This is a genomic window from Rhodocytophaga aerolata, from assembly GCF_030503435.1.
Lineage (GTDB): Bacteria > Bacteroidota > Bacteroidia > Cytophagales > 172606-1 > Rhodocytophaga > Rhodocytophaga aerolata.
Genome location: NZ_JAUKPO010000005.1, coordinates 1 through 24,879, shown reverse-complemented (window position 1 = coordinate 24,879; position 24,879 = coordinate 1). Strand labels below are relative to the sequence as shown.

The following is a 24,879-nucleotide window of genomic DNA, read 5'->3' as shown; positions in this document are numbered from 1 at the left end:
GGGTCAAAGTTTCCGGAGAAGTGTAGATAGAGTTAGTCACCTTTTCCACCACATGTAAATAGTATTTCTCTATCAGTAAAGATATTTTCAATTCGTAAACATTCCATCCCATGCCTGTGATAGAATATTCCTTGCCCAAAGTAGCTGAGCCACCGGACAAGCACATAGAACTTCGCACAGAAGAAGTACAGGAATTGCTGGGGCAAGTCCCACACTGGATGGTCCGGTGGGGCATTAGCCTGATACTGGGCATTATCTGCCTGCTCCTGATTGGCAGCTGGCTGGTTAAATACCCGGATGTACTCACTTCCAGCGTACTAATTACTACTAAAATTCCTCCGGTGAACATGGTCGCCCGTTCGGAAGGACGCATTCAGTTGTATGTTAAAAATGGCCAGTTTACCGGCAAGGGAGAATATCTGGCAGTGATTGAAAATCCGGCTGCTACGACGGACGTCTGGTATGTGGCCGAACAGATAAAAGTAATGCTGCCTTGTCTCTCCCAAGCTGATCTGCAACCCATAACCGAGCTTGCGCTCCGGGAAAATGTGAATCTGGGCGAGTTACAGGGGTTTTATCTGTCGTTGCTCACCAGTTTGCAGGAGTATACACGTAATCAGGCCTTATCATTGTACCGGAAGCAGATTCAGTTTACCCGGCAGCGGATAGCACAGCATGAGCAGCTCAACAGGCAACTGGAACTTCAGCAGCAATTACTAGCGGAAGAGTTGCAACTGGCACAAAAACGGTATACAATTGATGCCCAGTTATTGAAGGAAAAGGTACTCGCCGAAGCTGATTTCGACCGGACAAAAAATACGTTTCTACAGGCAAAGCGGGCTTTCGAATCGGCACAATCCGGAATTATTAACAACCAGATCCTGATCTCCCAGTTACATTCCCAGGTTACAGAATACCATGCCAGCCAGATCTCCGGCGAAGAAAAATTGCGGAATAATGTAGAATCAGCCCTAAAGCAGCTGCAAAGTCAACTGGAAGCTTGGGAACAAAAATTTGTGTTGAAGGCACCTTTGGAAGGCGAAGTTGCATTTACCAGCTACTGGAGCGACAACCAGTTTGTGAAAGCTGGCGAAGAAGTGTTGACCATTGTGCCGCCTGTCAATGAATTGTATGCCCAGGTACACCTGCCTATTAGTGGCTCAGGAAAAGTAGAAGTGGGGCAACGGGTAACTATCGAATTTGATAATTATCCTTCGCATGAGTTCGGCAGGGTACATGGCAGGGTAGAGGCTATTTCTCCGGTTCCGCAAGATAACCGCTACACCATCCGGATTGCTTTGCCAGAGGGCTTAAGGACCAATTACCGCAAAAACCTTCCGTTCCGTCAGCAGATGCAGGGAAGCGCAGAAATTATCACCAGGGATTTACGCTTAATCGAACGCATATTCAACCAGTTCCGGGCCTTGCTAGATCATGCCAGTACCTGACAAAGGCAGCAGAAATGGCGAGCTCAACAGATCATTTAACCATCTTTTTTATATGCAGGTTTTTCCATATATACTAACCCGTATTGGCGGAGGGTCCCTAAAGAACTTAACCCAGGTAAATACAAGTCAATTACTGGGTTGCCTGGAAAAACTACAGGCTTTGCAGGAACAAAAAGAATTGGCCAAACAGGCACTCTGCGATACTTTGCTTACCTATAACAAAACGCTGGCAGACTCCAAAGCACAGAACCATATACAAAATGTACGGCGGGATATTTTTAACAACAGACCCCTGAAACCAGCCGCCATCTGGCAAGCAAGGCAGCATTTACCTGCTTCCCTGGCTGCTACTCTCGACAGTTATCTAGCTTTGGTAGCCGGTATTCAACAAGCAGAAGAAAACGCCGGATCTGTTTACCAGCAGGTATGTACAACCATCCGGCTGCATTTGCAGCAACTAGCTACTGACGAAAATTTGCAGAAAGGCTTAGTGCTTTCCAGCCAGCCATTATTACAAGCCTTAACGCAGTATGTACAGAAAAATCCCGGGGAGTTTAAGAAAAAAGAATTTCAAACCGAACAAAGTCTGTTGAAGTACCTGACCCGGATGTACACCAAAACTTCTCCTTTTAGCACGTTTACTAGTTTGGCCGTCAGTACACTCAGCCAGTCTGCAAGCCGGGCTATACAGGTAGGGTATTCCGAGGGCAGATCAGGTCAGGTAGTGGGGCATATCCGGGTAAATAATCAACTGTTCCGGTATTTGAAAGACCTGTTTGCTGCTAGCCGGGAAATATACGTTCACCTGAGGCTGCGTCCTAATCCTACTATTGCCAGGGAAGCCGGTCAGTTGGTGTATCTCACCAATCACCAGAATGTAGAAGCTTTTCAGCGGATACCAAATAATGCCGTATTGGGACTAGTATTGGAACTGATGCAGCAACAGCCGGCCGGAATCCGGTTTTCAGCCCTGGTAGAGCAAGTATGTGACTATGTGGATGCCTCAGAGAAGGCCATTGAGCAATATATCCGGCAGCTAATAGGCTATGGATTTGTAGAATTTGACTTAGGTGTATCCGGCACTGATCCTGACTGGGATACGAAACTGATAGCTGAATTATCTTATCTGCAACAACAGAAAGTAGCTTATATAGATGAATTATTGTATGCCTTACAGGAGGTCCGCAGGCTTGCCGGTGAGTATGCATTTGCGGCGGCGGATAAACGGCAACACCTGCTGAGTGAGGCTTTTAAGCAGTTTAGAGGTATATGTATGAAATTGCATGAAGCCGCCGGATTGCCCGAAATGGAACGTAAAACGCTGGAAGAGTTGCAACAGGCATTATACCTGAAGCGGCAGGAAGCGGAGAAACTAAATAAACTGCCTGCTCTGGAAAAACAACCGTCCCTACTGGTTGCCGAAAGAGAACCTGTAGCTCAAACGTCCTCAGAGGAAATAGCTTTTGAACACAAATCATCCACCTTTTTTCACTTTAAAGCAGAGCAACTTTTTTATGAAGATGCTACCAGAGAACTGACTATAGAATATAAGGCTGGCACAGTGAAAAAATTTATAAGCGCATTAGCTGACTTATTACAGCAACTCCGCCTTTTCCAGGGCATGACTGACGAACGGGAGCAGATGAAGCAGTATTTTCTACAGAAGTATGGTGCTGGAAACCGAATTAGCCTGCTTACTTTCTACGAAGATTTTTACAGAGACATTAAGCGGCCAGAAGCACAAAATCAGTTACAAAAACGCAAGGAAACTCAAAAAAATACCCACCTGGCAGAAGAATCATCCATTCCAGAAAAAGCTAATCCGCCTACGGCTTCAACGGACAAAGAAGATATACCCAGACAAGCGCAACTGAAACAATGGATGCAACATATGGGTGCAGCTTTCCGCAATCAGGCCATGACCCAAAAAGATCAGCTAGAGGTTTCGTTAGGCCTACTTCAGCAACTAAATGAGCAGCCGTTATTCCAAAGGAATACAAAGAAAGAAAGCAATTCCTACGGAGCATTTGTTCAATGGTACCAGGAAAAAGACGAAGCGGGAGAGTGGCAACTGAAAGGAGTATTAAATGCTTGTTTCTCAGGCTATGGCAAGATGATAAGCCGCTTTCTGCATGTATTTCCGCAAGAAGTTACCGCTGCAACACGGGAGTGGAACAGGCAATTACAAGGAAAGGATGAACTGTTCATTGAGAATGGCGATGCTTCCTATTTCAATGCTAACCTGCATCCCCCGCTGATGCCCTACGAGATCCGGACACCCGGAGGCCATACGTCCCTGCCTATAGAAAAACAGTTGCCAGTTACCGAATTTGATGTATGTCTGGATGAAGAGGCCAACGAATTAAAGCTTCTACACCGGCCAACCGGCAAACGGGCGTATGTATTTGATTTGGGCTTTCAGGGACAAGGTGGCCGCTCTCCACTTTTCCAGCTATTAGATAAATTTACCAAAGCGCAGTATCTCTCTGTATATCCATTGCTTGCAGCCATAAACAAGGTAACTGAAAAAACGCAGGTAACGGAGACCCATGCCGGGGAGAAGAAGATACAGGTGCTGCCCAGGATCGTGTATGCAGAAAGCATTATTTTGCAGCGAAAAGCATGGATTGTATCCAAAGAATGGCTCCCCTTCCGGCAGCCTGGGATGTCTGACTGGCAATATTATGCCGCCATACAAACATGGCGAAGAGCCCAGGAAATACCAGATGAAGTGTATGTTAAAATTTCTTCTACCCGGAATACTTCTGAAAAGGAACCGGAGCCGGGCAAAAAGTTGGGCCGGGACGATTACAAACCTCAGTATATAAATTTCACTGATCCGCTTTTAGTCCACCTGTTTGAAAAGTTGCTGGGCAAGGTACCAGAATCCCTCAAGATAGAAGAAATGCTACCCGCCAGTCACCAGGTAACCCAGATTACTAACCAGCCTTTTGTTACTGAATGTGTGGTGCAATGGTATGACTACTGACTAAACTTTAATGCGTATGTTCCCTCAAACATCCTGGCTGGCAGCCTATCTGTGCTATGCCGAACCCTGGGAAACGTTCTTATGCAATGCGGTGATTCCCTTTATAGAAAACATGCGGGAACAACACCTGGCCTGCCAGTTCTTTTTTATCCGGTACTGGGAAAAGGGCCCACACATCCGCCTGCGGTTAAAGGGACAAGCCACTGATCTGGAAACCCATGTGAAACCTGCGTTGGTAAAGCACTTCACCAGTTATTTTCAAACCTATCCTTCTTCTCGGCCTGAGCCAGCCTGGGTAAGCAGCCTGCCTGACGCACAGCAATGGTGGCCAAATAACTCCATACAATTTGTAACATACGAGCCGGAAACCGAGCGGTATGGCGGAGAACAGGGTTTACTCCTTGCCGAGAAACAGTTTCAGGCATCTTCTGAGACTGTGCTAAGCATGTTGCAGGCAAGGGGCAATTGGGACTATAGCCGGGCTTTAGGTGTAGCTATTCAACTGCACCTGGGTTTTGCTGCTGCTACCGGAATGGACCTGTCAGAAGCAAGCTTCTTTTTTTCAAGTGTTTTTGAAAACTGGCTACCCAAGGCCTATGTTTCTTACCCAAAGCCTGCTTCACCGCAAGAACTACAGACCAGGCAGACAGAGGTCCTGCAAGCCTTTTACCATACGTACCAGAGGCAAAAACCAGTACTGTTACCTCTTTTCCAGACTACCTGGGCTGCGCTGAAAAACCGGGAAGAATTTGAACAAGCCTGGTTTACCAAGTGGTTGCAACACATGCAGGCTATTGATCAGGAACTCCGGCAAGTACAAGCGCAAGGAAATTTACGAACGCCACCTACATATCCCATTCTTGCCCAGCAACTGTTTTCTGCAGCGCAACAGCAACGGTGGGCCATCTACGACAGCTATGTACACATGACCAACAACCGCCTGGGTATTCTTAACCACGATGAAGGGTTTGTAGGATACGTATTAAGCAAAGGAGTAGAGGACATAGCCAGGTAAATTAGAGTCCCGGCAAACAAGTGATACCCCATTATTCTCCAGGTATATGCTACCCAGCTATGGATTTATGTACGATCTCCATACAAACCTTTAAGAGGGCAGTATCTACATCAACTTCTGTGCTGACCTGAAGCAGATGTTCCGCTGGAATTTCCACAAGTGGCTGATAGGTACGGGCTAATGTTGAGAAATCTTCCAGGCGGGCATCCGAAACCACATTCTTTCTTTTTTCCCGGTCGGCGAGTCTCTGTTGAATAACCGCATCTGCGGCTTGTGCTTCTATAAAATAGTAGGAAATACCTTTTTGCTTCAGGGCATTTGTAAACTGCTGCCTGTATGTTGGCTGCCCAAAAGTAGCATCTACCACCACACTTAATCCCATGGCGGCCTGAGATAGAGCCGTATCCAGCAATGCCTTATACACTGCATCGGTGGTAGCAGAGCTATACATATGTTGTTTGGTTTCCGCCGGGGTTCGCTCAAATAATGGGATGCCGGCTTTCTCCTTTCTGACCACATCGCTGCTCACGTAGGAAAAACCCAGGAGGTCTGCCATTGCCTGGGCTAGTGTACTTTTGCCGCTGCCAATTCTTCCACATACAATCAGTACTACCGGTTTAGAGCCAACGACAGCATAGCCGACTGCTAGTTGTAGATACCTGGCAGCCTTTTCCCGGCTTTGTTGTTTTTCTTTTTCAGCTACTTCCGGCTCGGCTGATTTAATGGCTTCTACTTTTGCCCGCACACAAGCCCGGTAGCCTTTATAAAAATCCATTAATTTCAGCATATCCTGGTCTTGGAGTAATGCGGCCATCCGGCTACTCACATAAGCCGCTAGGCTGGGCCGCTGGTGAAAGTCCAGGTCCATAGCCAGAAAGGCGATATCTGCGGCGATGTCTATGTAGCGGAACCGGTCATTAAATTCGATACAGTCATAGATGTGAATGATATTCTGGTAAATATGGATATGTTCCAGGTGAAGGTCGCCATGACAATCTTTAATCTTGTTTTCATGCACCCGTTTGTTGAATAAATCCCGGTGAAGGCCATAGAATAGATGCGTATATTGTTCGAGTACAGCTAGCGCTACTCCCTTTAGCCTATCCCCGGCAAAGTGCTGCAGGGTAGTAAAGTTTTCATCGGTACTACGTTGGATTTGTTGTATTTCCCCATACCTGGCAATGGAAGAATCAGGCGATTGTTGTTGATAAAAATCTTTAAGCAGCAGAAGCACCGGCTCCAGTGTTTGAATGCTTACCTGATCTTTGGCTAACAGCTGATGCAGAAAATACCCCTCGGGCAACATGCGCATTTGTAGGGCATACTCTATAATTTCTCCATCCTGGCCAAAAGCAAGTTTTCCATCATTGCGGCAAATGGGCAATACAGCCAGATATAGGTCGGGGCTGAGGCGGCTATTGAGGTATAATTCCCGTTCGCAATTAGTTTTGCGGGCCGCTAATGAAGTAAAGTCCATAAAACCCAGATTCACTTGTTTCTTAATTTTATACACGTACGGTGGGGCAATGGCCAGGATAGAGCCATGCGTTTGCTTAATTTCTATGCTTGCCGGGCAGTGTGCATAGGAAGCAGGCTGTTGCAGGAAAGTAATAAGAGAAGCGGCGGATTCCATAGAACAAGTATTTACAGTATGCATAGCAAGCAGTAAAGGTATTTACAAAATAAGCATCTCCCGCCAATTTAGCATGACAAACATCATATTCCTGCATGATCCAACGCATGGGTTATATGCCTATTTATGAAGTACTTGGAAGTGGGTTACTGGCCTTTGTCAGGAGCCGCTCACGAACACTAAACCCAACAAATAATGAACCAGCCTTCCTTTGCTTTACACCGGCTATCAGACGTACAAGCCATGGCAACTGCGTTACAATGCCCGGAAGATCCTGAAAAATCTGAACGTATTTTTCGTGCCATTCTGCATACCTTGCGCGATTGTCTGCCGTCGGATGATGCCATACGCATATTACGGTTACTGCCCGATCCCTTAAAAGCCATCTATGTCCAGAGCTGGCAAACACTGGCTTCCCATACTGATGCCCTGTCGATGCTACAATTCATCCGGAGAGTAAGGGAATCTGCCGGGAAAATTGCTTTTTATGATTTCCCGACAGAGGCTGTAACAGAACGCTATATCCGGGAGGTATTCGGTTATGTAGAGCAACAGCTACCTGTTAAAAAAAGGTACGTATGGAAGGCCAGTATCCCATTCTTAGCTGCTTTTTCTAAACCTGCCAGTCAGGTAAATCCTTTTACAACCATTTACACAAGCCGCAATTAAGCGCTTGTTTTCAACCCAAGTAACTATATATCTATGAAACCCCTCATCCTGCCTTTCTCAGAACTTACCATCCACCATGTAGCCCAGGTAGGTGGTAAAAATGCTTCGCTAGGCGAAATGTACCGCACCTTTTCAGCGCAGCATATTGATATTCCCAATGGTTTTGCCACAACAGCCGAAGCATATCAGGCTTTTCTGAAAGAAAATGCCCTAACAGACCGTATTGCTGCCATACTGTCTACACTCGATACCACGGCCTTTACGAATTTGCCGGAGGTTGGTGAACAAATCCGCAGGCTTATTTTGCAGGCGACCTTGCCGCCATCTTTAGCCAAGGCTATCCGGGAAGCCTATCAGGCGTTATGCAGCCAGTATAATGCACCCATACAGGTGGCAGTCCGCAGCAGTGCCACAGCGGAAGATTTGCCCAGTGCCAGTTTTGCCGGACAGCACGAGTCGTATTTAAATATTTCCGGTGAAGAAGAATTGCTGCAAGCTTGCCTACGTTGTTATGCCTCTTTGTTTACAAACCGGGCCATTAAATACCGCTACGACCACGGCTTCGAGCACATGAAAGTATATTTGTCTGTAGGTGTACAAAAAATGGTGCGGTCTGATATTGGCAGTGCAGGCGTATGTTTTACCCTTGACCCGGAAACTGGTTTTAAAGACGTAGTGCTAATTACGGGCAGCTGGGGACTTGGCGAAAATGTGGTGCAGGGAGCCGTAAATCCTGATGAGTTTTATGTATTTAAACCTACCTTAAAACAGGGCAAAAATGCCATCATCAACAAAAAGATGGGAACCAAAGCCCAGACCATGGTTTACTCAAATGCCGATGTGGCTGTACCAGTAGTGAACATTGACACGCCAGAAAACCTGCGGGAACAATTTGTGTTATCGGATGAAGAAATAAGCCGCCTGGCCACCTGGACGCTGTTAATTGAACAGCACTACGGCCGGCCAATGGATATTGAATGGGCAAAAGATGGGCTTACCGGAGAAATAAGCATTGTGCAAGCCCGCCCCGAAACGGTATACAGCCAGCAAGCCAAAAACCTGAAAACCACTGAATTTACCCTGAAGCAAAACGGGCAAATACTTGCTTCCGGCAAAGGCATTGGCAACAAAATTACCAGTGGAGTAGCCAGGTTGCTCTCCTCTCCAAAAGATGCCCATCTGTTACAAAAAGGCGAAATTCTGGTAACTGACATCACCAATCCGGACTGGGACCCCATTTTAAAGAAAGTTTCTGCCATCGTGACCAACAAAGGCGGCCGGACCAGCCATGCAGCTATCGTGGCCAGGGAAATGGGAGCCGTTGCCGTGGTTGGCACAGGTAATGCCACTAGTGTAATAAAAGATGGCGATGTTATTACCGTTTCCTGTGCCGACGGGCAGAATGGCTTTGTATATGCCGGAAAACTGGTATGGGAAGAAAAGGAAATAGATTTTTCTCACCTGAAAATGCCACAGACCAAAGCCATGTTTATTCTGGGAGATCCGGATAAGGCCTTTGGTTTAAGCTTTTATCCTAACAATGGCGTTGGGCTCATGCGCCTGGAATTTATTATTAACAATAGCATCCGTATCCATCCTATGGCACTGGTGAAATTTGCTGAATTGAAAGATGCCGCTGTCCGGGAAGAAATTGAAAAAATCACCCACCATCATGCCAATAAAGAAGATTACTTTGTAGAAAATCTGGCGCAGGCAGTTGGCACCATTGCTGCCGCTTTTTATCCCAAAGAAGTAATTGTTCGCATGAGTGATTTTAAAACCAACGAGTATGCCAACCTGATTGGAGGCAGGGAGTTTGAGCCCCTGGAAGAAAATCCGATGCTAGGCTTCCGGGGTGCCTCCAGGTATTACAATCCACGCTACAAAGAAGGATTTGGCCTGGAATGCAAAGCTATGAAACTGGTACGCGACGACATGGGATTTACCAACGTAAGACTGATGATTCCTTTCTGCCGCACGGTAGAAGAAGGCCGGAAAGTGCTCCGGATTATGGAAGAGTATGGCTTGAAACGGGGAGAAAATGGATTAGAAGTATATGTAATGGCTGAAATACCCAGCAACGTCATCCTGGCAAAACAGTTCGCCGACGTATTTGATGGCTTTTCTATTGGTTCCAACGACCTTACCCAGCTTACCCTGGGCATCGACCGCGATTCTTCTATTGTCAGCGAGCTCTTTAATGAGAATGACCAGGCAAGCAAAGAAATGATCCGCCGGGTGATCCGGGCAGCTAAAGAGACTGGGACAAAAATCGGGCTTTGCGGCCAGGCGCCCAGTGATTTTCCGGCTTTTGCTTCCTTCCTGATAGAGCAAGGGATAGACAGTATTTCCTATAACCCGGATGCTTTATTCAGAGGCATTGAAAACATGGTGGCGGCAGAAGAAAAACTCAGCCAGAAAATGGTAGCAGACGATAGCTGGCAAATGTACGAAGAAGATGCAGCACTGAACTCTGGTATATAAATGGAAAAGATAAGGCATACAAAAAAGGCTTACAACATGTAAGCCTTTTTTGCAGGTAGATGGGAGAGTACATTCATAAGCGGTTAGGCTCCTGAATATGAAAAACAAGCAAGGGAATTTGAGTTTGGTAGACCATTTTCTTGGTCAGGCTGCTGTTAAAAATCTTTTCGAAGAACGTTCTCCGTACGGTAGACATACACAACAACTCGATACCTGATTCAGTAACGGTAGCATTCAGTTTTTCCAGTACATTTTCTCCGGTAAAGGTCCGGTAAGAAAGTTTGGAATAGGCGATATTGGATTCGGCTATTTCCATAAACCAGTCCATGAGGTCTTCTTCCTGTTCTTTGTTTTTCTCATGGATAGAGATATGCGTAATTTCTATTTCTGCATCGAAAGCTTTTGCCAGATCGGCTACCTGATTAATACAAGTAAAATCGTTGAACTGGAAGTCGGTGGCATACATAATCTTTTCCGGTTTGTGGAAGGGAGCATAAGCAGGAATCACCAGCACTGGGCAGTCTACTTTCTCTACTACATCGGCAGTATAGCTTCCTAACAACACCTGCTCCAGGCCGCTGGCTCCCTGGGTACCCATCACAATCAGGTCTACGGCTTTCTCTTTCACCAGCTCCGGAAGCGTATCAATTAAAAAGCCTTCTTTGTTTATATACTCTATGTTGAACAAACTGCCTCTGGTACGTTTCAGGTTTGCAATCAGCTGTTTAAGCTCCTTCTCTGCATCCACTTCAATGTCGTGTTCAATCTGCACGGCAGCAGGTATTTCCGTGTAGGCAGCAGGCACATGGTAGGTGTGGAGCAGCCAAATTTTTGCCTCCAAACCCTCGGCTAACGAAGCGGCATACGCCAGGGCATTCGCTGCGTGTTTGGAAAAATCGGTGGGAACAAGAATCGTTTTCATGGCGCGGTAAGTTTAGCAAGTTGTGATAGATAAATGGTAGTCACGCATTCTTCAGCAACTACTGGAAGAATGAACGATGATTCAAATTAGCTCTATTTCCTGCGACAGTCACTGACAATCATCAAAGCCTGGAATGATCTATATCAGGATTTTAGTGTGTGAGCACAAGCTCTTCGGGGCGGGTATCTGGGTTGTAATCTACTTCTTCAATTTCCAGCTTGAACCAGGTAAAATCTCCTTCTTTCAGCTTCCAGGTTACCTGTGATTTTGCCGGGATACGTATTCCTTCAAAGTCCTTATACGTACCATCCTCTGTGGTTACTACCCATTTTTCAAGCGTTGCCCCTTCTTTGCGGTCGTAGTAGCGGTCGGCTTCAACCCGTAAGATATCGCCTTCGGGGGTGAAAGTAAAAATACCACTGGCCGAGACTCCGCCGTACTGCATGGTAGCTTTGGCGCTGGTGGCATCCAGTTGCTGCCAGGTAATATATTTACTCAGGGCTGCAGAGGGAAACCAGACGATCTCACCCAGGTAGCGGAGCAAGGTGCCCTGGTCTATCTGGTTGCCTGTAGCGTTGGCCACCGGAAAAAAAGAGAGTAGTTTAATAAGCATATGTCCCCGGCCATTTTCATATTTATCGCGTCCATAGAGATGCAGGTAAGGCGCGGCTGTTACATCGGCTACCCAGAAAAAACCCGGGTTGTGAACTGTGAAAAATTCCTCGGCACGTACCGGCATCCAGGCCCCGTCAGGTTTGGTACGCATCTGCCCAAGCTGTTTGAGGTATACCTGTTGAGTCAGTTCTTTGCCAACTACCTTCGAGCGGATCAGCCACTTTTGTACAACCGGCGGAAGTTCGCTTAACATATCAGCTGTGACGAGTGTGGTTTCCTGGCTTTGTTTGGGTAAAAACAGCTCAAGCTCCTGCTTCACCTTTGCCTGAAAATTCCAGTGGGCATACGACAAAAGTATTCCGGCCAGAATAAGCACGTTGGCAAGGGTACCGAATTTTGCATCCTGCCAGTACAGGATCAGCAGCGCCTGCGAAAGTATAACGGCTGCAAAAGCAACCATCATCCACCATTCCTTTTTAGCTAAATACCCCACAGCTGCTCCAATAAACAATACACAAGCCGCTAGCCACAGCAAACCAACAGGTTTATGCCAGTTATCCGACAAGGCAAGGGTTGTTTGTCCGCTAAGGCCATCTACTCTGGCCAGGCCAAATTCTTTCACGAAGCCCAATACATGGATGAGTCCATGAACAGAAAGGAGAAATGCAAAAATAACACGTATCATAATTTTATGTGTGGGAAACCGGTTTTAAATGACTTAGCAAGACATAGCTGCCTGCCAGGCCGCCCAGGGCAACAAATACATAAAAAGGCATTAAAGGGTCCCAGGTACCAGACAGACGAAAACCTGCCAGCAAGGCCGTGGAAAAGCTAAGCACCATACCGTAGGTAAACGCTTTAATAAGCATCATGGCTCCCAGAATATAGCCCCAGGCCTGATGCCGCCAGAGCAGAATAGCAGCCAAGGCGGTGGTTGGCACTACGACCGATAAATCCAGGGCAAAGATTAAACTGGGTATCTGTGGCGTTTCTCCGGAAATAATGGAACGCATGCACTGACTTAATTCAAAAATGCCTAAAGGCAAAGAAACCAACAGCAGGTATATTCCCAGGGCTTTTACCGGTGTTTTCGAACTGAAACGCTGGCTGATGCCAGCTACATCCAGGTTGAATAAGCCTATGGCCAGGGCATATACCGACATAGAAAATAAAAGAATATACAACAGGAAAAAGGCATTGAATGCAGCTCCGAAAAGATAAAAAGCATAGTTATACACCATGTATCCCAGCAAACCCATCCAGACCAGTTGCGCCCGCTGGGAGCCTTTTCTGGCAAATGCCAGGGCTACCAGTAATAAAGGTATAGCTATACTCAGCGTAACAATATCATTTCCAAACCAGGCTGTTTTAATAAACTCACTATCCCGATACAGATCTTTACTGAAAATACCCCCGGCACAAGCCACGGTGGCTATTCCGGCAATGAAAATGGTAAGCCAGTAAGCAGGTTTAAGCGGATCAGAAAACATGGCCTTCGTTTTTTAAGGAATAGTATTGTTGCACTCTGGGTAGCAGGGTGAAAACCAGAATAAGCAAGCCCATTATCAGGAGTATAGGTTGTAGCCAGAAATACTGGGTAATCAGTTGCTGTACGGTAATCCAGGTGAGGAGAATGATGCCACTAAAAAGTGAATAGGCCCATGCCCAGTGTTTGTCCGAGTAAATGTTGGCTACCTGTACCCACGGCCAGTTAGCTCTCAGCAATAACCCAAAGAGCGTAAGCAGGGGAAACAAGCCCACCATAACAAAAAGAATAAGGCCAGGCAACAGATAGGTAGTAAATGGTGTATGCCTGAGCCAGTCAGGGCTCATCCCTAACAAAGAACCGGAAGGCTCTGCTATGAGCAAACCGCCGCCAACTAAGGCATTCAGGCTCAACAGCAGATGCAGCAGGAATAAAAAATAAAGTTCTGGCGGACGTTTCATGGGTTGGACTGCTAGAAGTTTGCCGGACTGATCTTAAAAGCCAGGTACCGGAAGTGAGGCATACCCCGGAAACGCTGGTGAGGCAGGGTTTCCGGGGGTACCCGTTTTATACAACAGCTTGTGCTTTGGCTGTATGCTGCTTCTGGATATATGCCTGAACCAGCTCAGGTAGTTTTTCGAAAGCTGCTCCAAGTCCTTTGCTATGTTGGGTGGAAACAAAATTTATCTGGTCGCCCCGGCTCACCAGAAAACCCATCGGCTCTATCCCCATGCCTACCCCCGCTCCGCCGCCTTCCCCTTTTCCGGCTTTAGGTTGTTCGCCTGTACCGCCTCCGGCACCCAGGCCAACGCCTATACGCATAACCGGCACACAGGTATATTCGCCTAAAGTAAATTGAGTGCCTACCACTGTTTCGGTTTTTGTTTCGTTTTTCACGAATTGGGTTACTTTCTCCAGTAACTCGTCAAAGTTATAGTTCATTGTGATTATGGTTTAATGTTCTTTTTTATAAATCGTAAGGAATGCATGTGCCTTCAGAAAAGCCGCTGCCAGCTTGTATAGGCTGGTGTAGGCTTTGAGAATAAGTATATTTTGTCCGCTGAAGTTAATGGATAGCTGCAGCGGCCCCCGGCTGAGTAATCCAAATACGGGATATAGCCTGGCATTATGCAAGTAATCGCCGGTATCCAGGCTCCACACCAGGGTTTGCAAGCGAAAAGCTTTTACTAGCTGCAAGGGTGAAGGCATGGATAACACAGATTTTTTTGGAACGTGTGGCTGGCTGCTTTTTTTCGCAGAAAGTACATTTCCCTTCAGCAGGTTGATCTTTCTTTGGAAAAAAGGCAGCTGTATATGCAGATACCAGCTAGTTCCGGTTGCTTCGCCTGAAATCCGGCATATGCCCCAGATCACCACCTGGCCGTACATCTGCTTTTCAGTATTGATCTCTACCCGGATGGGAAGCAAGGCTACCAGCAGCAGCAAAAGAATCAGAAAAAATAGCAGCGTTGCCATATAGTACCTGGGATAAAAGAAGGATCGTTTCAATAGGTATTTCTCTCCACTGGTTTTACTTCAGTCTTCATTACACTCAACAGCCGCATAGGGTGGCTGTTGAGTGTAATGGGAAGCCACCTAGGCAATAGGAATTTCTTTCCGTTTTTTGGCGGTAGATTCTTCCTTCTTGGGTAAAACCAGTTTTAAAATGCCTTCTTTGTACTGGGCATCAATACCTTCGGCATTTACATACATTGGCAGTTCAAACGACCGCACAAAGGAACTGTAGCTGAACTCACGGCGGGTATAATCTGCTTTTGTTTCATTTTTTTCTTCGTTCCTTTCTGCCGAGATACGAAGCAGATTATTGTCTAGCTCTATCTTAAAGTCTTTCTTTTCCAGACCCGGGGCGGCAACTTCGAGTTCAAAAGCAGTGTCCGACTCCTTAATGTTTACGGCAGGTACTTGCCAGGATTCGTTGAAAAAAGGATTCTTTTCAAAAAAACGGTCTGCACTCAGAAAATCATTCACCAGAGACCGGATGCTGGGATACTGTTGGTTACGTTTAATGACTGACATGGCTGTAAATGTTTAAGGGTTACATGATAGATAAAATGGCTAGTTCGTATGAATAGCCAATAAGGGGATAGGGGTATGATAGGCCATTTTTTTGGTCTGGCTACCAGTAAAAATAGATTCAAGTAAAGATCGTTTATGATTGATCATCACAATCAGACCGGCTTGTTTTTCCTGACTGAACTGTAGAATACCTCTTTCAATGTCTGACTCTTCCCGGATATGAAAAGACACTTGTTTATATCCAATGCCCGAATACAAATCTGCATAGTGAAGGTGGGCCAGATTACTTTTTACAGAGCTATTTTCTTTCAGCACATGCAGAAACAGAATATGTGCATCAAACAACCGGGCAATAGCTGTAAGGGCTGCTACATCACAGGGATGCTTTTCAGTCAGGTCTGCGGCAAACACAATTGTTTTAATGGGCTGAAAGATTGCCTGGTCGGGTACAATCAGTACAGGAACCGTTGTTGTGTCAATAACAGAAGCAGCCGTTGAACCCAGCAATAGTTCTTTTACCCCGTAGGCCCCTTCTGTACCCATTACAATTAAATCGGCATGATGGGTGGCGGCTGTATGGGCAATCTCATCTGGTGCAGGCCTTGTACCTAAGATAGTCTGGTAACGAACGCCAGATGTATGGTTGCTTGCCCGAAGTTGTTGGCACAGCTGCTCTAACTGATTCTGGTTAGAATCCACTTCTGCCATCCCGTATGTTGACTCAAGTGTTATGCCTGCATAAGGCATGGCATCGGGTGAAAAAAGCGTATGCAGCAAAATTAATTCTGCCTGTGCCTGAATCGCCACCTGATGGGCATAGGCTAATGCATTGGTGGCACAAGTAGAAAAATCGGTCGGACATACAATAGTTTTCATGACCTGGAAGTTTAGGAAAGCCTTCAACCTATGGTACTAATTTCCTGTAAACCAGTCAGGAAAACACTGGGATTTGTCATGGCATGGGATGATTTTTATCAGGTTTACTTTGCATGGCAAGAAGCGGCTAGGGTATGTACCTAAGCAAGAATTAATGCTTGCTGCGTAGAAATTTCGTTGCTGCTATGATCGGGTAACTTCCTGTAAATAAGCAGGCCAACCGGGGTAAGCCAGAAAATTATGCCTGAAATTTAGGGTGTTTTCTAATGACCGGGAATGCTTGTTAAACAGAAAAATACTTAGGCACAGGTATTTATTTCCTTAGAGAGAATTGGTATTTTGGAATAGATACTTTGTTGCCTGGCTTGCCCTTCTATCAATTAAATTCAATACCTGCTAAACCACTTTTCCGATGCCTACCATCATAGAACCTACCGCCCCCAGCACCTTAGCTGCAGCCAATTTAACTCCTAGAGGAAAGGTAGAACCAAGCCCTGCCGACTGGCGCGACCAGTTCTTGTATTTCCTCTTACCAGACCGCTTCAGTGATGCAAGAGAAACAAGCAGATCTCTTTTTGACCGCTCACAACCAGGCTTACATACCGCCACCGACCGTGCCGCCTGGCAACGGGCAGGCAAAGATTTTCAGGGAGGAACACTGAAAGGTATCCAGAGTAAGCTGGCATATCTGCAAAACCTTGGGATTACCGCCTTATGGATAGGCCCTGTTTTCAGGCAACGGCCAGATCTGGACACTTACCATGGCTATGGCATACAGCATTTTATGGAAGTAGATCCCCGTTTTGGCACCCGCCAGGATTTGCGTGATCTGGTAGATGCTGCACACGAGCGGGGCATGTATGTATTGTTAGATGTAATTTATAACCATAGTGGAAATAACTGGTTTTATGATAACCAGGGTACTGCCCATACCACCATGCCATACCGCTACCAACCTCCCTATCCCTTTCACAGCTGGCGGGCGGCCGACGGGCAGAGTACAGCTACAATTAGTGGCGAATCGGATGGGGTATGGCCACAAGAGTTTCAAAATCTCACCTGGTATAGCCGGGCAGGACAAATCGGGAAGTGGGACCCCGAACCCTGGGAAAATCCATTGCACCCGGATACTGAGTTTAGAAGGGGAGATTTTTTTGATCTGAAAGACCTAGACTTGCAAAAAGGAGAGGCCTTGTCGGCATTGATTAAGGTATACCAGTACTGGATTGCCCTCAGTGACTGTGATGGGTTCCGGATTGATACAGTCAAGCATGTGTCATTTGAAGCGTCCCGTAACTTTTGCGGGGCCATTCATGAGTATTGTGAATCTATCGGGAAAAATAATTTCTTACTGCTGGGTGAAGTAACGGGTGGAGAAACCATGGCCAGAGATTACCTGGAAATATTTGGCAGAAACCTGGATGCTGTACTTGATATTGGCGTTCCCGCCGCCAGGCTCACTGGGATGGCCAAAGGATTAACACCAGCCAGTGAATTTTTTACTCAGTTTCAGGGGCACGATATTCTGGGTACACACCGCGAAACCGGCCGTTACCATATTTCGGTGCTCGACGACCATGATATGGTTGGCCGGGACAAACACCGGTTTGCAGCGCACAATACCATTGCCAGCCGCTATGAGCAATCAGCTCATGCAGTAGCCATTCAGCTTACTACCTTAGGAGTGCCTTGCCTGTATTATGGCACAGAGCAAGCCTTTGATGGAACAAAAGATAACCTGGATACAAGCATCGATGAAGGCTTTGAAGACCGCTTTATCCGGGAATCTATGTTTGGCGGTAGTTTTGGTGCATTTTTTACAGCTGGCTGTCATTTTTTCGACACAGAGCATCCAACGTATTTGCGCATTGCGGCTGTTGCCAGGGTACGGGGGCAGAACAATCTAATAGGCCTGGCTTTGCGGAAGGGGCGGCAATACCTGCGCGAAACTTCTTTTCTGGATAGGCCTTTTGCCATTCCGGGTGCAGGCGAATTAACAGCCTGGTCACGGATTCTGGCCCAGCAGGAAGTAATAGTGGCACTGAACACCAACGGCACTGAAAGCCGGGGTGCTGAGGTAACCATTGATGCCTCCTTACATGCCGGAGTATCCTTTTTAACCTATCTCTACCGCAGCGACTGGACAGATGAGCAGTTGAAGAATCCTCCGTCTGGCCAAACAGTACCTATTAATATGAAAGATGGCCGCTCCGTTATCCGGCTGGATCTGCCCCCGGCAGGAATGTGTATACTGGCTTAACGCAAACAGCAATCACTACACCTGGAAGCAACGTGGAATAATCGCTGACCGAGCATAGGAAAATGTATGAAGAATAGTTACTCCTTCTACAAAGTATCATACAAGACATCAGCCTATGTATGGCAAAGCGGATAATGGAGACCAATGGTGGTAAAACTGAGCTGGAAAGTTACCTGGGAAAAGGCACTACGTTTATTGCTTATTTGAGAGATGAGCCGCTAAAAACTCCCTAGCAATCAGCCTCTGTTTAGTATAGATCAGCCCATTAAAAAAATTTATATAGGCTGTCTACCTAATTCAACTTTTTCCGTATAGTAACATTCAGAATAGTTTAACGTTTTCATGTTTATGAAATATCAACCAACAATTAATTATCCCGAAACATTGGATAAGAAGGTTACTATTAAACAGTCAAACTTGCTGACAAATACCCGGCAACGTTTGGTCGGAGGGCATGTGGAGTTCTCGGTGCAGGATGAAACCTATGTGCATTTTTTTACTTCAGCCCAAGAGCTTGAAGAAATTGCATATTACATGCAGATAGGCAAACCATTGACTGGCCTACGCAAATTCATCGCAAAAAACTACGCTCCAGCCCATCAGAAAGATACTTCCGGAGATGCTTACATCATTATCTGGAACTATGAGTTTGATGTAGCTCCGGCAGGCGAATAAGTTGTAGCGTAAGAATTCGTTACTAACCGGTTGCTGTCAGCAGTAACTGGTGAAAGGACTTTGCCCCATTACTCCTGCTGCTCCTGCTTGTTTATAAAAGCAACTGTCTTTCTGGCAAACGCTTATTCGGCTGCCAGCTGATCCTTCTGCAAGTGGTGGAATGAAATTGTCTTTTTCCATGTTATGACCAAAATTATAGACTCATGGAATTAGGTATATATTCATTTGCCGAGGTAGGCACCGATCCGCATACCGGGAAAGTGTTAAGTTTTCAGGAACGCATTATAAACCTGATCGAAGAGATTGAGCTTGCCGACCAGTTAGGGCTCGATGTATTTGCGGTTGGGGAACATCACCGCCCGGATTATGCAGTGTCTGCTCCGGCAGTTATACTGGCGGCTGCCTCTCAGCGCACAAAAAATATTAAGTTATCCAGTGCTGTTACGGTGCTCAGTTCGGATGATCCGGTACGCGTATTTCAATCGTTTGCCACCGTCGATCTGCTTTCTTCCGGACGGGCCGAAATTATGGCAGGCCGGGGTTCTTTTATTGAATCTTTCCCCTTGTTTGGCTACGACCTTACTCTGTATGACGAACTGTTTGCTGAGAAACTGGACCTGCTTATCAAGCTAAACCAGGAAGAAAAAATAACCTGGGAAGGCAAGCACCGGCCATCTATTGCCAATTTAGGGGTATACCCACGGCCACACCAAAAGAAGTTACCCATCTGGATTGCTATTGGCGGAACACCGCAGTCTATTGCCAGAGCGGCAAACCTGGGTTTACCAATGGCTCTGGCTATTATTGGCGGCACTCCAGACAGGTTTGCCCCACATGTTGGCTTTTACCGCCAGGTAGCCAGAGAAGCCGGGCATGCACCTGATAAACTGGGCATTGGAATTAATTCACACACATTTGTTGCGGATACTTCTCAACAGGCTGCCGATCAGTTTTATCCTTCGTATGCACAAACTATGTCGCGGATAGGGAAGGAGCGTGGCTGGCCAGCCATGAACCGGGAGCAATATGAGTACATGCGTTCTCAAACAGGTTCGCTGCTGGTAGGTAGTCCGCAGCAGGTGATTGATAAAATTCTGTATGAATACGAGTTGTTTGGGCATACCAGGTTCCTGGCGCAGATGACGGTTGGCCCTATACCGCATGCCCAGGTGCTGCGATCCATCGAATTGTTTGGCACTCAGGTAGCGCCCGCTGTACGTAAGGCACTCCGGAAAGAAGTTGTATAAGCATCTGTTGAATACTTACAAAGAACAAGGAATAGTGAATATGGAAGGAAAAAGGTATCTCTTGTTTCTGTATTCACTATTCCTTGTTCTTCTGTTTGTTCTCCATTTTGGGAAACTATACTTTATACCTAGTCTGCTTTAGACACAGGTATTTTGAGGGCAGGTTTGGCTCTCTGGTATTGGATTGGCCAGGGAACGTCATAGCCTAGTTCCTGGGCAGCAGTTAGCGGAAAATAGGCATCTCTTAAAAATTCTCTGGCTAGTAATACAACATCTGCCTGCTCGGTTTCGATAATGCCTTGTGCCTGCTCTGGCGTAGTAATCATCCCCACAGCCCCGGTTAAGATGCCGGTTTCTCTTTTTATCTGTTCAGCAAACTCCACCTGATAGCCAGGACCTACCGGAATTTTGGCACGGGGCACATTCCCTCCAGTGGAGCAATCTATCAGGTCAACACCTTTGGTTTTCAATATAGCTGCCAGGGCAACCGAATCATCGCTAGTCCAGCCGCCTTCCGTCCAGTCGGTGGCGGAAATGCGTACGAATAAGGGATAAGTTTCCGGCCATACTTCCTGTACACCAACAATTACTTCGAGGAGTAAGCGAATCCGGTTTTCAAAAGAACCGCCATAGGCATCGGTCCGCTGGTTGCTTAACGGCGAGTAAAACTCATGCAACAGATAGCCATGCGCAGCGTGTATTTCCACCACCTGAAAACCTGCTTCCAGTGCCCGAACGGCGGCCGCTTTAAAATCGGTAATCACTTTTTGAATACCTTCATCGGTTAAAGCGATGGGTTGCGGATAATTTTCAGAAAAAGGAATGGCGCTAGGTGCTACCGTTTGCCAGCCCCCTTGCTCTAATGAAATTCCTGTGTGCCCTTTCCAGGGACTATACGTAGAGGCTTTACGGCCGGCATGCGCCAGCTGGATACCGGCGATAGAACCTTGTGACGCAATAAAGCTGGTAATCCGTTTTAGCCCTTCGATGTGTTCATCTTTCCAGATTCCCAGATCGTCGGGCGATATTCTTCCTTCGGAGGAAACCCCGGTTGCTTCAAATATAATTAAACCGGCACCTCCTACGGCGCGGCTTCCCAGGTGTACCAGATGCCAGTCAGTAGAAAAGCCATCCTGGCTGGAATACTGGCACATAGGCGATACAACAATCCGGTTTTTCAGCTGAATACTTCTGATGGTTAGTGGACTAAAAAGTGTAGGCATTAGTTGATATGGTTAGTTAACTATCTTCTAATACATTTTTGCTGTCCATTATGTTCTTTTGAAGGTGTAAAATATATCAGTATAGTTCTTGAATAAATGAACGTATGGGCTACTAAGGCAATCATCAGACAAATGGTAAAGAAAAAAATATTTATCTTTACTTTTCTAAAAGTATATTCATGAGGCTACTATTTCTTGCCAGTCTATTACTCTATCCTTTCTTTTCTTCTACAGCTCAAACCTATATTGGCGTTAAAGCAGGCCCGAATTTTACGCAAGTTGCTTTTACCCCTTCTTTTCAGCAACAGGTAATGATTTTTTATAATGCAGGCGTAGTTTTTCAACATTTTGAAGAGAAGCATGCAGGAGTTCAACTTGAATTAACTTTCACACAGAAAGGGTTTAAAGAGGTAAAAGACAGTGTGAATTCCTATAACCGGACAATTCAATACATAGAGCTGCCATTTATGAGTCATTTCTATGCGGGTACTGAGAAATCAAATATATTTTTAAATTTGGGACCGTATCTTGGCTATGGTATTTCTGCCAAAGAGGTTATAACCGTTGATAGTAAAGTAGAGTCAAAAAGCTATACCTTTACAAATGCAGACAACCGGTTTGATCTAGGTTTTCTGGCCGGAATAGGGATTCATCGACAATTTAAATTTGGTATTCTGCAACTGGAAGGCAGAATTTCGCATGGCTTAAGCAATATTTTGAATTCTAGGAATAGTATTCCCTATAGTGCTTCAAAAAACCAGGTTATCAGTGCCTCATTACTCTATCTGATTGATTACAAGTCTTTGAAACGAAAAAGAAAACTACCTAAAAATACAGATGTGCCACTTCCTCTGAAGCAGGAATGATGTTAGTTAGCTGTAATTGGATTGATTTTTAGCAATCTTGGCTTAGCAAGCTCTACTCAAAAACCAGGGTACCGTAGCGTTTGTAATCATGAAAACTTTGCTTTACTGGCTGCCATGTCCAGGTAGCATATTCCTTGTCGTAATCAATGCGGTAAAAGTTAGCCCGCCAGTAACTACCAGGTTTGGGAGGAACATTCTGTAGGGGTTTCAGCAAAGCATAGGGAATAAAAAATTCCGCTGTCCAGCCAGTTACAGCCTCTCCGCCTGAGGTTTTCCGGCTGATGTGGGTGGCATGGCGGGTTTTGCGGTCGCCTTCGTAGTGCCAGGGCCGCCATCCGAAAAAGGTTCCATCGGCGTTGGGTACCAGAATGGGTAGTTCATAATTAAGCGGAGAGAGTTCGTATTCAAAGTAAAGCGGGGTTTTCTCGTCTGTCCAGAAAAAAACTTCTATTACATCTTCCTTATACAAATCGGCAAAATCTTCCTTTAAGGTAGCCGTAATCTTCGTGTCTTCGCATTGAAACAGGCAGTAAATACCGGTCTCTGAATACAGAAGCTTAACCTGAGTCTGATAGGCGACACCGTTCCCTTTCCGCTGCGTTAACTTTACCCAACTGGCCTGGTTCCAGTTACTGGCACTGCCATCGCCTTTGAACTGGAAATCCTGTGTTTTCTTTACCCGCCATACACTGTCTGCCGGGGTAGTGACAGCGGAAGATTGATTATATAAGCAGCAAAGATGTATAACAAATAGTAAGCGTAGCATCAGTTGAAAAGTGAAAAGAGTTAGTTTGTATACCTAAGCTATTAATGTGCAAATTACTTTTGAAATAGGACCTAATCTTGCTTGCCGTTTTCATAATGATAATGCTCCAGACTAGCACAGGTAAAAGTCTGTTTGAAATAAGAAGATTTATGATCTTCCCGTTTGGGTGTGAAGTATCCATTTGCAACAGCCCAATCATACAAACCTTCATTCACAGGATACTTAGTTAATAGCCCCGTAAATTGATTTTCAGCAATCCATTGTTCTGCTATTTCCTTTTCTATAAATACACCACTTGGTATTGCTCCATTTGTCCCATTAAGAGCATGTTTAAAAATTATGTATGGCATTCTTGCCAAAATGATACTAATAAAAGCCAATTGGATGAAAGCTACAGCAGAAGCCGTGGTTCTCTCGTAGTCTTTGCTTAATCTTCTAAAGAAATTCAACCAGGCAAAACTTCTTTCTACCTGCCACCTACCTTTTTGTGGGACAAAACCTTTTGCGCTTTCAGGTTTCTGTGCAATTTCTACTACCCATCCGTAAATAACGTGACTTATGGATTTAATAAACTATAAAAGAGAAGATTAAGTAGCATAAAGTGAGAGAAAATAAGAACTTAGTGTGGCCAAACATCTAACTCTTATTTTTTCACCTTATGCTACTGCAAGATAAAGAAAACAAGCTTATGAGCTTATTCATCGCCATCGATGATTTTTGTATTGCCCTTCAAACCTGGAAACAAACACAGCCTCAATTTAAGAGCAAAGTAACTAACACCCCCACTGTTAATGATAGTGAACTGCTCACAATCCTTGTCTTCTATCAGTGTTCAGGTTATAAATGTTTCCAATACTACTACCAGAACTTAGTGGCCAACGATATGAGAAGCTATTTTCCTCAGCTCATTAGCTATGAGCGGTTTGTAGCCTTACTTCCTCGTCTGCTGCCGGGCTTGTATGTATTTCTCAAAATGCAAACCATGTTGAGCCGCCGTAGCAATCAGTATTTCATTGACTCTAAAAAGATAGTAGTCTGTGACAACAGACGCATCCATTCTCACAGAGTCTTTCAAGACTCTGCTAAACGTGGCAAGACTTCCACTGGTTGGTTTTATGGATTTAAGTTGCATTTAGTGATCAACAACTATGGACAGATCATCAATTTTCTCTTTACACAAGGTAATGTAGCTGACAACAATAAAGATGTATTAAAGTACCTGTTAGCTGGCCTGCAGGGACAATGCTTTGCCGATAAAGGCTACTTGAGCACACTCTTTGAAGAGTTTTACCTGCAGGGCTTACAACTAGTCACCAAAGTGCGAGCCAAAATGAAAAACAAGCTTATCAAACTGAGCGACTATATGAAACTGCGTAAAAGAGCTTTAATTGAATCTGTCAATGATATCCTAACCTCTGTTTTTGATTTGGAGCATACGCGGCATCGTAGTCCTGTCAATGCGCTGGCCCATATGCTCTCCGCTTTGATTGCCTACTGCTTTTATGAAGATAAACCAGCTGTGTTCATTGAACACAATCAGATATTACTGCTTGCTTAAATCCATAAGTCACGTTAAATAGCTGATGCTTCTGTAAAATCTCCCCTATAAGCGTTATCTGCTCTGATTAGTTGCAGCCTTTTACTTGTCTTCTCCATCTGCCATAATAG

The 24,879-nt window shown here is 45.6% G+C and carries 24 protein-coding genes; 11 read left to right on the top strand and 13 right to left on the bottom strand.

The window, feature by feature from the left end:
* The first annotated feature begins 110 nt into the window (after positions 1-110).
* The 3 genes from Q0590_RS10710 to Q0590_RS10700 are packed head-to-tail and all read left to right on the top strand — an operon-like array spanning position 111 to position 5,452.
* A complete protein-coding gene (locus tag Q0590_RS10710) occupies positions 111-1,448 on the top strand; it encodes an HlyD family secretion protein (RefSeq protein WP_302037529.1) in 1,338 nt (445 codons plus the stop codon).
* 52 nt (positions 1,449-1,500) lie between these two features.
* The gene (locus Q0590_RS10705) at positions 1,501-4,437 is read left to right on the top strand and encodes a lantibiotic dehydratase (RefSeq protein ID WP_302037528.1); all 2,937 of its coding nucleotides are present in this window, start codon (positions 1,501-1,503) and stop codon (positions 4,435-4,437) included.
* Between the two features lie 16 nt (positions 4,438-4,453).
* On the top strand, positions 4,454-5,452 hold the full coding sequence (locus Q0590_RS10700) for a thiopeptide-type bacteriocin biosynthesis protein (protein ID WP_302037527.1): 999 nt from the start codon (positions 4,454-4,456) through the stop codon (positions 5,450-5,452).
* A 49-nt stretch (positions 5,453-5,501) separates the two neighbouring features.
* Here the strand turns inward: Q0590_RS10700 and Q0590_RS10695 are convergent, their stop codons facing one another.
* Entirely contained in the window at positions 5,502-7,085 is a 1,584-nt protein-coding gene (locus Q0590_RS10695) for a bifunctional aminoglycoside phosphotransferase/ATP-binding protein (RefSeq protein WP_302037526.1), read from the bottom strand.
* A gap of 195 nt (positions 7,086-7,280) precedes the next feature.
* Between Q0590_RS10695 and Q0590_RS10690 the strand changes: the two genes are divergently transcribed.
* A complete protein-coding gene (locus Q0590_RS10690; RefSeq protein WP_302037525.1) occupies positions 7,281-7,754 on the top strand; it encodes a DUF2267 domain-containing protein in 474 nt (157 codons plus the stop codon).
* Positions 7,755-7,787: 33 nt separating this feature from the next.
* A complete protein-coding gene (gene ppsA / locus Q0590_RS10685; protein WP_302037524.1) occupies positions 7,788-10,238 on the top strand; it encodes a phosphoenolpyruvate synthase in 2,451 nt (816 codons plus the stop codon).
* 73 nt (positions 10,239-10,311) lie between these two features.
* On the opposite strand, the gene Q0590_RS10680 is transcribed toward ppsA, so the two are convergent.
* From Q0590_RS10680 to Q0590_RS10645, 8 genes are all read right to left on the bottom strand, one after another.
* Positions 10,312-11,160, bottom strand: a complete 849-nt coding sequence (locus Q0590_RS10680) for a universal stress protein (protein WP_302037523.1) — start codon at positions 11,158-11,160, stop codon at positions 10,312-10,314.
* A 151-nt stretch (positions 11,161-11,311) separates the two neighbouring features.
* Positions 11,312-12,460: a DUF6544 family protein gene (locus tag Q0590_RS10675; protein WP_302037522.1), complete on the bottom strand. Its 1,149-nt coding sequence runs from the start codon at positions 12,458-12,460 to the stop codon at positions 11,312-11,314.
* 4 nt (positions 12,461-12,464) lie between these two features.
* Entirely contained in the window at positions 12,465-13,265 is an 801-nt protein-coding gene (locus Q0590_RS10670; RefSeq protein WP_302037521.1) for a hypothetical protein, read from the bottom strand.
* Positions 13,255-13,722: a hypothetical protein gene (locus Q0590_RS10665; protein ID WP_302037520.1), complete on the bottom strand. Its 468-nt coding sequence runs from the start codon at positions 13,720-13,722 to the stop codon at positions 13,255-13,257. Before Q0590_RS10665 ends, Q0590_RS10670 begins: the two co-directional genes overlap by 11 nt.
* Positions 13,723-13,828: 106 nt before the next feature.
* Entirely contained in the window at positions 13,829-14,203 is a 375-nt protein-coding gene (locus Q0590_RS10660) for a GerW family sporulation protein (protein ID WP_302037519.1), read from the bottom strand.
* A 12-nt stretch (positions 14,204-14,215) separates the two neighbouring features.
* On the bottom strand, positions 14,216-14,737 hold the full coding sequence (locus tag Q0590_RS10655) for a hypothetical protein (protein ID WP_302037518.1): 522 nt from the start codon (positions 14,735-14,737) through the stop codon (positions 14,216-14,218).
* A 120-nt stretch (positions 14,738-14,857) separates the two neighbouring features.
* Positions 14,858-15,298, bottom strand: a complete 441-nt coding sequence (locus tag Q0590_RS10650; RefSeq protein WP_302037517.1) for an Hsp20/alpha crystallin family protein — start codon at positions 15,296-15,298, stop codon at positions 14,858-14,860.
* A 39-nt stretch (positions 15,299-15,337) separates the two neighbouring features.
* Positions 15,338-16,174: a universal stress protein gene (locus Q0590_RS10645; protein ID WP_302037516.1), complete on the bottom strand. Its 837-nt coding sequence runs from the start codon at positions 16,172-16,174 to the stop codon at positions 15,338-15,340.
* Positions 16,175-16,586: 412 nt separating this feature from the next.
* On the opposite strand from Q0590_RS10645, the gene Q0590_RS10640 reads away from it, so the two are divergent.
* From Q0590_RS10640 to Q0590_RS10630, 3 genes are all read left to right on the top strand, one after another.
* Entirely contained in the window at positions 16,587-18,434 is a 1,848-nt protein-coding gene (locus Q0590_RS10640) for an alpha-amylase family glycosyl hydrolase (protein ID WP_302037515.1), read from the top strand.
* A gap of 119 nt (positions 18,435-18,553) precedes the next feature.
* Positions 18,554-18,667: a sensor histidine kinase gene (locus tag Q0590_RS10635; protein ID WP_302037514.1), complete on the top strand. Its 114-nt coding sequence runs from the start codon at positions 18,554-18,556 to the stop codon at positions 18,665-18,667.
* 115 nt (positions 18,668-18,782) lie between these two features.
* Positions 18,783-19,109, top strand: a complete 327-nt coding sequence (locus tag Q0590_RS10630; protein ID WP_302037513.1) for a hypothetical protein — start codon at positions 18,783-18,785, stop codon at positions 19,107-19,109.
* Positions 19,110-19,145: 36 nt separating this feature from the next.
* Here Q0590_RS10630 and Q0590_RS10625 read toward each other — a convergent pair whose 3' ends face one another.
* Entirely contained in the window at positions 19,146-19,289 is a 144-nt protein-coding gene (locus Q0590_RS10625; RefSeq protein WP_302037512.1) for a hypothetical protein, read from the bottom strand.
* 23 nt (positions 19,290-19,312) lie between these two features.
* On the opposite strand from Q0590_RS10625, the gene Q0590_RS10620 reads away from it, so the two are divergent.
* Positions 19,313-20,356 (top strand): LLM class flavin-dependent oxidoreductase, encoded by a 1,044-nt coding sequence (locus Q0590_RS10620; RefSeq protein ID WP_302037511.1) that lies wholly within the window; start codon positions 19,313-19,315, stop codon positions 20,354-20,356.
* Positions 20,357-20,484: 128 nt separating this feature from the next.
* Here the strand turns inward: Q0590_RS10620 and namA are convergent, their stop codons facing one another.
* On the bottom strand, positions 20,485-21,579 hold the full coding sequence (gene namA / locus Q0590_RS10615; RefSeq protein ID WP_302037510.1) for an NADPH dehydrogenase NamA: 1,095 nt from the start codon (positions 21,577-21,579) through the stop codon (positions 20,485-20,487).
* A gap of 179 nt (positions 21,580-21,758) precedes the next feature.
* Here namA and Q0590_RS10610 point away from each other — a divergent pair, with 179 nt between their 5' ends.
* Positions 21,759-22,445: a porin family protein gene (locus Q0590_RS10610; protein WP_302037509.1), complete on the top strand. Its 687-nt coding sequence runs from the start codon at positions 21,759-21,761 to the stop codon at positions 22,443-22,445.
* Positions 22,446-22,497: 52 nt separating this feature from the next.
* Here the strand turns inward: Q0590_RS10610 and Q0590_RS10605 are convergent, their stop codons facing one another.
* Both Q0590_RS10605 and Q0590_RS10600 read right to left on the bottom strand, forming a co-directional pair.
* Positions 22,498-23,211: a carbohydrate-binding family 9-like protein gene (locus tag Q0590_RS10605; protein ID WP_302037508.1), complete on the bottom strand. Its 714-nt coding sequence runs from the start codon at positions 23,209-23,211 to the stop codon at positions 22,498-22,500.
* 71 nt (positions 23,212-23,282) lie between these two features.
* On the bottom strand, positions 23,283-23,738 hold the full coding sequence (locus Q0590_RS10600) for a DUF7710 domain-containing protein (RefSeq protein ID WP_302037826.1): 456 nt from the start codon (positions 23,736-23,738) through the stop codon (positions 23,283-23,285).
* Between the two features lie 131 nt (positions 23,739-23,869).
* Here Q0590_RS10600 and Q0590_RS10595 point away from each other — a divergent pair, with 131 nt between their 5' ends.
* Positions 23,870-24,769, top strand: coding sequence for an IS982 family transposase (locus Q0590_RS10595; RefSeq protein ID WP_436714345.1), 900 nt, complete (start codon positions 23,870-23,872; stop codon positions 24,767-24,769).
* Positions 24,770-24,879: the final 110 nt, after the last annotated feature.